This window comes from Vibrio genomosp. F10 str. 9ZD137 (assembly GCF_049974785.1).
Taxonomy (GTDB): Bacteria; Pseudomonadota; Gammaproteobacteria; order Enterobacterales; family Vibrionaceae; genus Vibrio.
Map to the genome: position 1 here is coordinate 1 of NZ_JBNGCJ010000332.1, position 13,129 is coordinate 13,129.

Here is a 13,129-nt window from a genome sequence, read left to right on the forward strand (position 1 = left end):
ACCCTCGGCTTAAGAAGGGTCAATATTTATATAGCAGTTATCGTGCCAACTTTAAAAACCCATAAATTGAGCATATAGATCGCATAAACCTCACCTTTTTAGTGATATTCAAGATCTGATTTTGCATTTTGCAAATGCATTATGCACAAAACGGCAAAATGCTACTCTACTGGTTTCTTATTAATAAAAGACATAGTATTACCAATTTCTTGTCGCGTAATCTTAAACTCACCACTGATTTTCATACTTCTTTTGCGCAAGAGTTTGTATACTGCGTGCATCATTTATCACACGTTGTAACAATGAACTATTTCACTACATTTTTGAAAGGTATGGCAATGGGTGCCGCAGATGTCGTTCCGGGCATCTCTGGCGGCACGATCGCATTCATCACTGGTATCTACGACACACTTCTAGAAAGTATTCGCCGAATTAATCCGTCCGCATTAACTCTGTGGAAAAAAGAAGGGTTCTCTGCTGCGTTTTCTCATATTAATGGGCTCTTTCTGATCGCATTATTTAGCGGAGTTCTTACCAGTATTGCCACATTGGCAAAATTGATATCTTGGCTATTGATTGAACACCCAATCCCTCTTTGGTCGTTCTTTTTTGGCTTAATCTTGATTTCAATAGTGCATATCGGAAAACAGATAGAGCAACGTTCTCTTTCTCGACTGGCGTTTTTCTTGTTGGGTATCGCAGCGGCCTATAGCATTACCGTGCTTCATCCTCTTGAACTTGAAGTCACCAATGTCAATATACTACTCGCGGGCGCTATCGCGATTTGTGCAATGATTTTACCTGGCATTTCAGGCAGCTTCATTCTCTTACTGATCGGTATGTACTCACCAGTTCTAACTGCCGTGAAATCATTTCAGGTTGATGTATTAGTCTTGTTTCTCAGCGGCTGTGTTATTGGGTTGCTCTGCTTTTCACACCTTCTCTCTCGTTTATTACATTCATTCAGAGATCTTACCTTGATTTTCTTAACAGGGTTGATGGTGGGCACTTTGCCAAAAATTTGGCCGTGGAAGCAAACGCTATCATGGCGCACTAATTCAAGTGGTGAAAGCGTTCCTTTAGTTGAGCAAAACTTGTCCCCATTTCAGTATGAGACGATCACCTCAGAGCCGTCTCAACTATTGCTAGCCATTGTGATGATGTTTTGTGCAATGGGTCTAGTACTCGGACTAGAAAAATTTGCTGAAAACCATGATGTTTAAAAGCTCGTAAGTTCTCGTTTTCTTGTTCGGATTTTTGTCTCTATTTACCCATTAGAGGCACAAAATAGAAATAACGGACAGTCCATCCTTTAGCATCAGTGACGTCTCGTGTCGGAACCCTCAATGTTCCGACACGACTGTTAGCACATTTTTATAATTGTCTTAAAATACATATCGCTAAGCATGTTAGTATTCCATTTTCATAACATATTGAAATGGATATACCCATGCATCCTGCACTAAAAGTTGCAGCTGTAATTGCAGCGCTTGTGATTGGTTTTTTTGCCAATGACCTTCGCCAACTGGCCTCATCTTCAACATCGACATCTTCTATCGATGATTACTGCTTTATTTCGACAGAGCCTTGCCTTCAAGACGGTGTCACCATGAGCCTCGATACTGACACAGTGCAACCACTGGTACCAACAACGTTCACCGTAAAATGGAGCAACCCTCAAACCAAGACTTTAGTCCTAGATTTAGAAGGATTAGAAATGGATATGGGCACGGTAAAATACGTACTTAACGCAAACGAGGAGAATCTTTTCCAAGTTGATATTCTTTTACCCGTTTGTACCACTGAAAAAATGACGTGGGTCGGAAGTTTAACCGATGGCGATCACTCTGTATCGCCCGCTTTAAGGATGGAACGATGAGTAAAAATTGGTCATTAATACTGGTCGTGGCTTTTGTGCTTGGCCTGTCGGTCAATACCTACCTGACAAAACAAGCTGAATCAGATGCTCAAAAGGCCATGGATTCTACAACAGCCAAAACGGAACAAACAAAGAGCCACCCCGAACCGGTTATCTTTCATGGTAAAGACAAACAAGCCATTGATTTGTTTGATACCACCGATACCCGAACACGAATCATTTACTTTGGCTTTACCCGCTGCCCTGATGTGTGTCCAACGTCACTCGCCATGCTTGCCGGGGCCATCAACGAATTAGATGAAGTGTCAAAAGAGAGCATTTGGCCCGTATTCATATCACTCGATCCTGAAAGAGATTTTGCTGAATCCGCACATCAATATGCACAGTATTTTCATCCCATGATCGAAGGATTATCTGCCCCGCTCGCGACCACTACAGAGCTAGCACATCACTATGGCGTTATTTTCAGAAAAACGGAGCTTGAAGGGTCAGAGCTTGAATACACGATTGACCACAGCTCTTACTTCTATTTCACGTCACCTGATGGGACCTTATTGACCAAAGTTCCACACACGCTCTCTCCAGCTCCCTTAGTGGACGCAATCACGAGAATTCATATGGATAAAAGCCATACGAAATAGAAGCCATACTCAATAAAAATAAAGTTCAATAGAAGCAAGCTCCAATTCAAACAGAGCCCAATAGAAACCAAAACAAATAAAAGAAACATAAAAGGAAAACGCCCATGAAACTGAATGCTCTTCTTCTTTGCACTCTTATCCTAAGCCCGATCGGTTATGCATCAGCAGAGAAAGTGTCGCCAGAAAAGGCAGCAGATAGTGCACATATGGATGTGATGGTGCATCACGCCTACGCAAGAGCGACACCTCCTAACGCAGTCAACAGCGCTGTTTTTACACAGTTGATGAATAAAGGAAATACAGACCGCATATTAGTGAGTGCATCAACCAACGCGGCAGGGAAAGTCGAATTGCATGATGTCATTACTGAAGGCGATATGATGAAGATGCGTCAAATTGACGAGATCAAGATACCGGCAAATGATCACGTTGAGCTTAAACCGGGTAGCTTGCACATCATGTTATTAGACCTAAAAGCGCCATTGATTGAAGGTGAAGCTATTGAGGTTAACCTGACATTTAAAAATGGTGAGCAACAGGTGTTTACAGCCCCTGTTAAAAAAGTCATGAGTGGCATGAAACACCACTGATCCTACTTTATACAACTCTATCTCCTAGGGAAGCAGAAATGCTTCCCTTTTTTACCTCTTCTATAAATGCCAACCAAACCCCGCGCTAAAATTGATAATCACCAATAATAATTAAAACCACAAAATCAACCATAATCAGCATTAAATTTTACACTGTTAGCAAAAATGCAATTTTTAACACCAAATTAAATTTATTTATAGACATGAAATTGTGCCTCTATATCATATCGCCGTTCAAATGGATGAACTTAATTATTACAATCCAAACACTCGCACATCACAGGAATGACCATGCCAAACAGCAACATTTTTGCCCGTTTTACCAGCGGAAATCTGGTTTTACAAATCCTAGCCGGAATTATTCTCGGCGTTCTTCTCGCGACAATATCGCCCGAAAGTGCCATTAGCGCCGGACTCTTAGGCAGTCTGTTTGTTGGTGCTCTGAAAGCTGTTGCCCCTATTTTAGTCTTCATTTTAGTCGCAGCTTCAATTGCCAACCAAAAGAAAAATCAACATACACACATGCGTCCAATCATCGGTCTGTATTTGATTGGTACATTAACCGCATCATTAACAGCGGTTGTACTCAGCTTCATGTTCCCAACAACGTTGACACTGGTTGCCGGTGCAGAAGGCGCTACGCCTCCACAGGGAATTACTGAGGTTCTCAACACTTTGCTATTCAAAGTCGTGGACAACCCAGTTAACGCGCTAATGAACGCGAATTACATTGGCATTCTAGCTTGGGCAATTGGCTTAGGGCTTGCGCTTCATCATGCTTCAGCGACGACTAAAGCTGTGTTTGAAGATCTCAGTCATGGCGTCTCTCAGATTGTTCGCTTCATCATCAGGCTTGCGCCATTTGGTATCTTTGGTTTGGTATCGGCTACCTTTGCAACAACGGGCTTTGAAGCTCTAGCTGGCTATGCACAGCTCGTGTTTGTATTGCTAAGCGCCATGACTTTCATCGCATTGGTTGTAAACCCAATCATTGTTTTTTTAAAAACGAAAGAAAACCCTTACCCATTGGTTCTTCAATGTCTTAGAGAAAGTGGCGTTACCGCGTTCTTTACTCGTTCAAGTGCTGCCAATATCCCAGTCAACATGGCACTTTGTGAAAAACTAAAATTAGATGAAGACACCTATTCTGTCTCTATTCCACTGGGTGCGACTATCAACATGGCAGGTGCGGCCATCACCATTACCGTACTTACCCTTGCAGCCGTTCATACTGTGGGTATTGAAATTGATCTCATGACTGCGCTACTACTGAGTGTCGTTGCTGCGGTATCAGCTTGTGGTGCTTCAGGCGTCGCTGGTGGTTCACTGCTATTAATTCCATTAGCATGTGGACTATTTGGTATCCCTAACGACGTCGCGATGCAAGTCGTTGCTGTGGGCTTTATCATCGGTGTGATCCAGGATTCAGCAGAAACAGCACTGAACAGTTCAACTGACGTTGTCTTTACTGCCGCGGTATGCAAAGCAGCACAAAAGCGCGGACAATAATCTCACTAAATTGAGATAACCCCCTTTACTCAGCGAGTAACAATCCTTTACTAACAACAATCCCTGCGAATAAGGCAGGGATTGTTCGTTCGATTACAATGAAAATTACATCACTACTGTATCGGTTTATCGATTTGATTGGGCGAATAATTAAAGTGATTTTCTAGCCCTGAATCGTTCGTTTTTGTCGATTCGGATTTTTCGAGGTCAACACCTAAATCCTCCAATGCTTCATCTTCTGATTTAATCACCTTCTCCGGCAAATAAACTCCGCGTTTATAGAGCTTATTCAACGCTTTAATGATGGAATGCTTGCCCACTTTGTTCGCGCTTATTTTCTGAAAGAGAGGTTTAGCCAACGACTGAAGACCGACAACAGAATCAACCCCAATGTTACCGCCCACCCTATCTCGTATCGCTTTAGCCGGCTCGTACCCAAAGTACGCTGATAAAAATAACCAAATATACGCAATGGCATTACCACTGCTGCCTCTATCAATCCAAGCTTCACCGGCATGACACATCGATTGAGCATGGCCCTTTTCAGCGGCACGCTCTAACCAGTAACAGCCCTTACTGTGATCTTTCTCTACACCAACGCCATTGAGATAAGTAAGCCCAAGTTTCATTCGACCTTCATTACTGTGTAATTTAGCGGCTTTGGTATACCAAAAACTCGAGTCTTTTGGTGTCGGTATTGGATTGCTATCAGACGTGCACCAATCTCCCATAAACAGAATGGCAGGGATGTATTTGTCTTCCGCAGAAGCCCGAATCATGTCCAAAGCTTTCTCTGCATTCACCGTAGTGCCTCGCCCATTTAACAAGGCCATTCCCATATCAAACTTCGCTTGCGGGTTGCCCTCTAATGCCTTTATGCATATCTGCCAATACTTCGCTTTCTCTTTAAGTATGAGGTCTTCTCTCACTTTCTGGCTAATACGAATCACGCCATACATGCCAGTAATATTATCTAGCTCCGCGGCTTTACTGTACCAATACAGCGCTTCTTTAATGCTCTTCCTTTCACCTTCCTTCGCCAGATAAAGAATCGTAGGAATATGACCGTTCTCCGCTTTATTCAAACGTTCTTGTCTTTCCATTTGGCGCGATTTCTCTAATGCTTTTCGATAGGCCGCTTCTCGCTGTTTTTTTTCTTCTTCTAGCCTTTTTTTGCGCAGCGATAATGACAGCATCCACAGAAACGCTATGATCAATGACAAACCGGTTGCGCCAATCGCAATCCCTATAATATTCATGTGCAGAATTCTTTTATTATGATGCTAAGTTATCGGTAATTTGATCGAGAAGTTGAGAAATACCGGCTCGTTTGACTTACCCAAGTAAAATTATATGCGAATGAACCCTAAGTAACATAGCTTATATTTATGACCTTAAACTACCACATCCATCATTCACCGTGACTGTTTCCATAAAAAAACCCCGCAAAAGTGCGAGGTTCTCACTGTTTACCACGCGAAGCAGTAAGGCAACTAAGAGCTGGTCCGTGTCGCGTTGCTATCGACCATTTTAGGCTCTGACATCTTCTTCGCATCACTCAATTCAACCACTTGCTGTTCGGGCATTGCGTGAGTCGCTCCAGTGAATCGTCCACCCGTTTGAATGCTCAAATTGTCACTGTATATCGTTCCTACCACACTGCCTCGTGACAAAATTTCAATCGTCTCAGCGTGGCAAGTGCCTTCAAACTTTCCGTTGACTAACACTCGTTCAGCGTAGATTTCGCCACTGATGATGCCCGTTTCACTAATGGTGAGTGTGTGTTCAGCGTGAATCTCTCCATCCACGGCACCATCCACTTGTAGATCACTTTCTAACCTGAGTTGGCCTTCGATCGAACAGCCTTTTGCGATGACAGTTGTAGCTGACTGCTGACTCTTGACTCGACCTTGTTTACTAAAGATTCCCATCGGATACCTCTTACTTTACTGAATATGGTCTCAAAATCATTAACTCCCCAGTCCACAAAGGGTCTTGGATCTAATGAACGACCAACAAATCTAATTTCATAATGTAAATGTGGACCAGACGACAACCCACTATTCCCAGAATGGGCAATTAAATCGCCTTTCTGGACGAAATCACCACTTTTAACCAAAAACTTATTTAAGTGAGAATACGAACTCGTAAAGCCATAACTGTGTTGAAGTCGAAGAAAATTACCCGACCCTTTTTGACTTGACCGAGTTACCTCGACAACCCCATCAGCAGGTGCATACACAGGTGTACCCGTATTGACCGCAAAATCCTGACCGCGATGCATTTTAATCGATCCGGTCACCGGATGTTTTCTCTTGCCGTATCCTGACGAAATTCTCGCATTATGAACAGGCGGACCACTCGGAATTTGAGTCAACATCACCATCCTGACCGACGAAGTAATCGCAGCGGTATCCAAGCGTGATTCAAGTTCACTGGCATCTTCGATGTCACCCATTCCCAATACTTTTTCAAGATCACCCAAGCGGTCAGAAACGAGATTCATCCGCTCTTCTCGATCAAGTAAATCACTCTCCAAATTAATCTTGAGTTCTTGAAGTGAAGAGACCTCTTCAGTGAGCGACATAGATTTAGTTTCTAGTTCTTTTTGTTTTAGCTTCGCAAAATCAACTTCATCGACTAAATGATAAATAACACCAGCAGTGACAATGACTGCAATTAAAGCAAAATAACCCAGCCCTTTTAAACCGTGCCTGATCCACTTTCCTAGATGAAAATGTCTCGTCCCGTGAATAGACGAAACTGAAACTACGACTCTATCTTCCATACTTCCATCAGTTCAATTACATAAAATCAGGCTGGATTCTAGCAAACAAGTTCGACTAACAAAACTAAGTCCTGTTTGCGATTGCGCGAATATCACAGCTTTATTGTTAACTCTGTGATTTACGACGAGTCATTTTTAGCCCTTATTTAACCCAAGCTACCAGAAACCTTCACTATTTTTTACTGTACCTGAGTAAAGCCATTTCTTTGCTTTTTTATTGTTTCAAAATCTCTTAATATCGCTCCATGATTTTTTAACCGTCACGATTATGAACAAAAGCTTATTTACTAACGTTTCTGCCCTGATCATTCTCATCTTTGGCTTCTACTTTGACAATGAAATCGTTTTTTATGCCGGTCTTTTTGCCTTTTCAGGCGCGGTAACAAACTGGCTAGCCGTACACATGTTATTTGAAAAAGTACCTGGGCTTTACGGCTCGGGCATCATACCCGCCAGATTCGAAGAATTTAAAGCGGCCATTAAAGTCCTCATGATGGATCAGTTTTTTACCCGAGAGAACATTGACCGTTTTCTAAATAAAGAGATGGCTGGCGATAAAACCCTGAATTTAGAGCCAGTATTAGAAAAAGTGGATTTCAATCCGACCTTTGATTCTTTGGTTGAGGTCATTGCCAATTCGTCTTTCGGCGGTATGTTGGCCATGGTGGGTGGAACAGAAGCACTTGCACCATTAAAAGAACCTTTCGTAGAAAGAATGCAGCAGGCTGTTGTCGAGATCAGTCAAAGTGATTCAGTTAAAGAAGCCATCAAGGCACAGTTTGAAACGCCGGAAATGATGGATGAAATAACCGTCAACATTGAAAATATTATCGACCAGCGATTAAATGAACTCACGCCTCAGTTAGTAAAATCAATGGTTCAAACTATGATCAAAACTCACCTTGGTTGGCTTGTGGTTTGGGGTGGCATTTTTGGCGGTGTCATTGGTGTGATTTCTTCGTTGGTTCTATAGCCAGACTTCACGATGCCACTTAAGAAAACATGCAGAAAGGAAGATGTGGATGCATTTTCCTTTTAAATCATTGAAAGCAATTCAGGGTTAACCCCATATCCTCGTTTGTGCTCTTCTATCACCACTTCACTTCGGGTTTGAATCACCCCAGGTAAGGTTCCAAGCTTACTCGACATGAATAATTGATAAGCTTTCATGTCTTTCACTCGTACTTTTATCATGGTATCGAAGTCACCCGATAATGAGTAACACTCTTCAATTTCAGGCATGAGAGACACAGCGTCGGAAAATTTCTCAAAGATTGAAAAACTGGTTTGATCGAGGCGTATATGAATAAAAACCTGCACGTCTAAACCGAGTTTCTCTGGGTTTAGTTCAGCACGGTATCCACTAATAAAGCCCTCTTTTTCAAGACGTTTGACACGGTCGGAGCAAGGTGACGTGGTGAGGTTAACCTGTTTAGCAAGCTCTACTATTGATAAACGGCCATGCAGGTGAAGTGTTCTTAATATTTCTCGGTCTATACGATCTAAATCCATTTTCGTACGCGCATCCATCAAAGTTAAACGTGATCATATACTAATAGTGCATTGTTGACGTTAAACTCGTTTTACCACAGTAGTAGAGCGTGGATCAGATCACTCTTATGTTCGAAAAACTCGTTTCTGTTAGCGTTGAACGGCTATTACAGTCGCGACAAAATCCTTGTTTCTCCATTTTTACGTAGTGCTCTCCTTGAAATAAACTCGAAAAAAGCATCTGTAGTGAGTGCAATGTCGACTGGGGCTTTTCTGTCTGGCAGCGCTTCATAACCACTTTATGGTGTGTAGGTTTGCGGCAACAATTACAGTAGACCTTGGACATTTTGATTTCTCCAGAACGATAAATGGGGGTTATTGATAATGGACTCATTGTGAATCTGTTAGTTCCATTAGCTCAAACTTTAGTCTAAGAAACGTGACCTAAGTTACGAAAGAAAACCCTCTTGTTCACCAATACCAGCGACTTTCTAGCCTAGATCTCATAATTTTAATCAAAAAATGCCCTACCAAAAGGCAGGGCATCACTGATACTAGAGCCTTAGACCGACGGTTAAGTCAGGTCCAGGTCATTGCTTTTCAAATTATAGTTAAAACTAGTCAAGCTCTTGCAGCTGTTTTTCAAACTTCGCATGCTGTTTCATAACGGCATCTTCTGGTTCAGCCGTTAATAGGCTAACAACAATGATGCTTATTGTAGACAGTATGATACCCGGAACAATTTCATACACATCAAACCAACCACCGCTGAGTTGCTTCCAAATTACGATAGTGACACCACCAACAATAATACCCGTCAAAGCACCATTGCGGTTCATTCTTGACCAGTAAAGGCTAAGAACAACCGCTGGACCAAATGCGGCGCCAAAACCAGCCCAAGCGTAAGAGACCAAGCCAAGAACTGAGCTATCAGGGTTCATTGCTAGAAATAGCGCAACAATAGAGATACCAATGACAGCAAAACGACCGATGCGAACGATGTCTTCTGAGCTCGCATCCTTATTCACAACCTGCTTGTAAAAATCCTCTGCCAATGCAGAAGAAGACACAAGCAATTGAGAATCAGCCGTACTCATAATGGCAGCGAGAATAGCGGCCAGTAGGATACCCGCAATCACTGGATGGAAAATCGCATCGACTAACAGCATGAATATTTTTTCGCCATCAGCCAAGCTTCCCATTGAAGAGTTAGTGACATACACCAAACCCACCAAGCCAACTAACATAGCACCAACCATAGACAGTGCAGACCAAATGACCGCGATACGACGAGCGGTTGTTAGATCTTTATTTGAACGAGTCGCTTTGAAACGAGCCAAAATGTGAGGCTGACCAAAATAACCTAGACCCCATGCCGCTAAGGAAATAATAGCAATGGCCGACAAAGGCTCGCCTTTAGTGTCATTCCATAGGGTTAATAGCTCTGGATTAATGTTATTCAAATCCGTGGTTAGATCGCCAATACCGCCTTGCATTGCTGCGATAGGGACAATTAATAGCGCAGCTGCCATCAATAAGCCTTGGACAAGGTCGGTCCAGGATACGGCCAGGAACCCGCCGAACAATGTGTAAGACACCACACATAAAGTGCCGATAACGAGCGCAACCGTATAATCAATACCAAATACGGTTTCAAATAATTTACCACCAGCGACTAAACCAGAACTTGTATAGAAAAGGAAAAATAGCAGAATGAAAAATGCTGAAATAGTCTGAATCAATTTCGTGTTGTCGTTAAATCTTCTTGACAGGAACTCAGGTAAAGTCAGTGCATCTGTCGTAATACTGTACGTTCTTAAACGCTTTGCACTGATAAACCAGTTGGCCCATGTACCTAAAAGCAGACCACCAGCAAGCCAAAACGCTTCGATACCCGCAGCGTAGGCGTAACCAGGCAAGCCAAGCAGTAGCCAGCCACTCATATCCGACGCCCCAGCAGATAATGCTGAAGGCCAAGGCCCAAGAGAGCGGCCACCTAGGAAATAGTCGGTAGAATTTTTTGTACGTTGGTAAGCGATAACCCCAATGGCCAACATCATTATGAGATAGGCAATAAAGGTTGTTGTAATAGCAAAGCTATTTTCCATTTTTTGTTCCTCTGGTAAAAAGACAGTCTTCCATGAACGCCACGACAAACCCGTGGCGATTACTTGAAATAGTTAATGAGCTTCATTTCCAAGCTCAAGCAGTGTGGCATTACCCCCCACTGCCGTTATATTGATGGTTCGTGTTCGCTCGGTAATAAAGCGCAAGCACAGTGCTGGGTCTTGCGCATGAGTCAATTGCGCCATATCTGTTTCTGAAGTCAATAATACGATTGCTCCATCTTTCTGAGATAAGTGGCGATTGATCGCGATTTCTGTATCCATACGGCCTACATAGCCGAGAGACCGAATATCGGTATCCAGTAATGGTTGATGCGCATCGAGAGACTCAAACTGCAATACGTTGGCGGGCAATTTTGCTGCCCTAAACGCCGCTTCCAGCATCGAAACCAGCTCGAAATCATCGCTACAAACAATCACGCTATTGCCTGCAAGCAACGCCGCTGATACATATGACGTAACAACTAGATTGGCGTTATTTTCGGTGCTGTCATGAACAACAAGAGCGACGCCACGACCTGTTGTGTACAATTCGTTGGTTTCACCTGTTGGTCCAGTAAGCTGATGAGTATTATCGAGTAACTTATTCGAATGCTGAAGGTGAAACTTCATCACAGAGCTTAACGAGGTTTTCTTTTTTTCAACCTCCGTTAAGGCGAGTAGCAAGTAAGCACTTCTGGTTTTATAATCAAGCTGACTCCAACTTTTCCATGCGGTGTAAGAATCAGAAAAACGTGTGATTTGATGCATTATGTTTTTTCTCCTACACCGATGGTGTTAGTTTCAATTGAGTAAATCGATAAAGATAGTGAGGCCCACCCGCTTTAGGACCAGTCCCTGATAGACCTTGTCCACCAAATGGTTGAACTCCCACGACCGCGCCAACTTGATCTCTATTGATGTAGCAGTTACCCACTCGAGAATGCGCTTCAATCCAACGGTATGTTGTTTCATTTCGGCTATGGATTCCCATCGTTAAGCCAAATCCCGTTTGATTGATTTTTTCAACCACACTGGCGAGCTCATGAGCTTTATAACGAACGATATGCAAAATCGGCCCGAACTGCTCTTCTTCCAGCAATGAGATGTCCTCGATTTCAAAAGCACAAGGCGCTATAAAGTCGCCGTATTCACAGCTATCATCTAAAGAAAGTTGCGCCACTTTTTTCGATGAGGTCATCATTTTTTCAATGTGTGTGAGTAGCTTTTGTTTTGCTGCTTTATCAATCACAGGACCGACATCTGTGCTGTGCAGATACGGTACGCCCACTTTGAGTTCATCCATCGCACCTTGAATCAGCCCAATGATGCGATCGGCGATATCTTCTTGCACATAGAGCACTCGCAATGCTGAACAACGCTGACCTGCCGAAGCAAACGCAGAGCGAATAACATCGCGCACCACTTGTTCTGGTAAAGCCGTGCTATCAACAATCATGGTATTTTGGCCACCCGTTTCCGCGATAAATGGCACCGATGACTGTTCTCGTTTTGCGAGAGATTGATTGATGCGTTGCGCGGTGAGTGTTGACCCAGTAAATGCAACACCAGCGATAAGAGGATGTGTCGTCAGTGCCGAGCCAATGTCACTGCCTTTGCCAGGGAGAAGTTGAACCACGTTGCTTGGAAAGCCCGCTTGATGCATCAACTCTACCGCTTTAGCGGCAATTAAGCTGGTTTGTTCCGCAGGCTTAGCCACGACAGTGTTACCCGCTACCAGTGCAGCCGTTATTTGGCCAAGGAATATCGCGAGTGGAAAGTTCCAAGGGCTAATACATACAAAGACACCAAGCGCTTCGCGAGAGGCAAAATTTAACGTGCCGTCAAACGCGATAATTTGCTCTGGTGTGAATTGTTCAATTTGCTTTGCGTAATAACGACAGAAATCCACCGCTTCACGAACTTCATCAATGCCATCATGAATGGTTTTTCCCGCTTCTTGATGGCAAAGCGCAACCAGCTCAGCAAGGTTCTCTTCCAGTAAATCGGCTAATCGGTCAAGAGCAGCGGCTCTATCGCTGACTTCTGTCTCATTCCACCCTTGAAATGCGTTAGCGGCACTGGTGATCGCTTGGGACACATGACCAAGGTTTGCATAAGTCACC

Annotated in this window: 13 protein-coding genes; 6 read left to right on the forward strand and 7 right to left on the reverse strand. The window is 43.2% G+C overall.

Features of this window, described 5'->3' with window-relative positions:
• The first annotated feature begins 302 nt into the window (after positions 1-302).
• The 5 genes from ACP45E_RS06840 (at position 303) to sstT (ending at position 4,619) form a co-directional block, all read left to right on the forward strand.
• A complete protein-coding gene (locus tag ACP45E_RS06840) occupies positions 303-1,223 on the forward strand; it encodes a DUF368 domain-containing protein (RefSeq protein ID WP_026026586.1) in 921 nt (306 codons plus the stop codon).
• 227 nt (positions 1,224-1,450) lie between these two features.
• Positions 1,451-1,879, forward strand: coding sequence for a hypothetical protein (locus tag ACP45E_RS06845; protein ID WP_017036205.1), 429 nt, complete (start codon positions 1,451-1,453; stop codon positions 1,877-1,879).
• Positions 1,876-2,520, forward strand: a complete 645-nt coding sequence (locus ACP45E_RS06850; RefSeq protein WP_017037772.1) for an SCO family protein — start codon at positions 1,876-1,878, stop codon at positions 2,518-2,520. Before ACP45E_RS06845 ends, ACP45E_RS06850 begins: the two co-directional genes overlap by 4 nt.
• A gap of 104 nt (positions 2,521-2,624) precedes the next feature.
• The gene (locus ACP45E_RS06855; RefSeq protein WP_017036203.1) at positions 2,625-3,110 is read left to right on the forward strand and encodes a copper chaperone PCu(A)C; all 486 of its coding nucleotides are present in this window, start codon (positions 2,625-2,627) and stop codon (positions 3,108-3,110) included.
• Positions 3,111-3,401: 291 nt separating this feature from the next.
• Positions 3,402-4,619 carry a serine/threonine transporter SstT gene (sstT, locus tag ACP45E_RS06860; RefSeq protein ID WP_017037773.1) on the forward strand — a complete coding sequence of 406 codons (1,218 nt, stop codon included), beginning with the start codon at positions 3,402-3,404 and terminating at the stop codon, positions 4,617-4,619.
• A gap of 113 nt (positions 4,620-4,732) precedes the next feature.
• On the opposite strand, the gene ACP45E_RS06865 is transcribed toward sstT, so the two are convergent.
• The 3 genes from ACP45E_RS06865 to ACP45E_RS06875 all read right to left on the reverse strand — a co-directional run bounded on the left by ACP45E_RS06865 (position 4,733) and on the right by ACP45E_RS06875 (position 7,407).
• Positions 4,733-5,878 (reverse strand): tetratricopeptide repeat protein, encoded by a 1,146-nt coding sequence (locus ACP45E_RS06865; RefSeq protein ID WP_017036201.1) that lies wholly within the window; start codon positions 5,876-5,878, stop codon positions 4,733-4,735.
• Between the two features lie 234 nt (positions 5,879-6,112).
• Positions 6,113-6,439, reverse strand: coding sequence for a bactofilin family protein (locus ACP45E_RS06870; protein ID WP_017036200.1), 327 nt, complete (start codon positions 6,437-6,439; stop codon positions 6,113-6,115).
• Between the two features lie 14 nt (positions 6,440-6,453).
• The gene (locus ACP45E_RS06875) at positions 6,454-7,407 is read right to left on the reverse strand and encodes a M23 family metallopeptidase (protein WP_017036199.1); all 954 of its coding nucleotides are present in this window, start codon (positions 7,405-7,407) and stop codon (positions 6,454-6,456) included.
• A gap of 268 nt (positions 7,408-7,675) precedes the next feature.
• On the opposite strand from ACP45E_RS06875, the gene ACP45E_RS06880 reads away from it, so the two are divergent.
• Positions 7,676-8,380, forward strand: coding sequence for a hypothetical protein (locus ACP45E_RS06880; protein ID WP_017036198.1), 705 nt, complete (start codon positions 7,676-7,678; stop codon positions 8,378-8,380).
• 62 nt (positions 8,381-8,442) lie between these two features.
• Here the strand turns inward: ACP45E_RS06880 and ACP45E_RS06885 are convergent, their stop codons facing one another.
• The 4 genes from ACP45E_RS06885 to ACP45E_RS06900 all read right to left on the reverse strand — a co-directional run.
• Complete coding sequence (locus ACP45E_RS06885) at positions 8,443-8,919, reverse strand: Lrp/AsnC family transcriptional regulator (RefSeq protein ID WP_017036197.1); 477 nt, start codon at positions 8,917-8,919, stop codon at positions 8,443-8,445.
• A gap of 596 nt (positions 8,920-9,515) precedes the next feature.
• Positions 9,516-11,006: a sodium/proline symporter PutP gene (gene putP / locus ACP45E_RS06890; protein WP_017037774.1), complete on the reverse strand. Its 1,491-nt coding sequence runs from the start codon at positions 11,004-11,006 to the stop codon at positions 9,516-9,518.
• Between the two features lie 72 nt (positions 11,007-11,078).
• Entirely contained in the window at positions 11,079-11,774 is a 696-nt protein-coding gene (locus tag ACP45E_RS06895) for a hypothetical protein (protein ID WP_017037775.1), read from the reverse strand.
• A gap of 13 nt (positions 11,775-11,787) precedes the next feature.
• Positions 11,788-13,129 (reverse strand): L-glutamate gamma-semialdehyde dehydrogenase (locus ACP45E_RS06900; protein ID WP_069584830.1); only part of this gene is annotated, 1,342 nt, incomplete at its 5' end.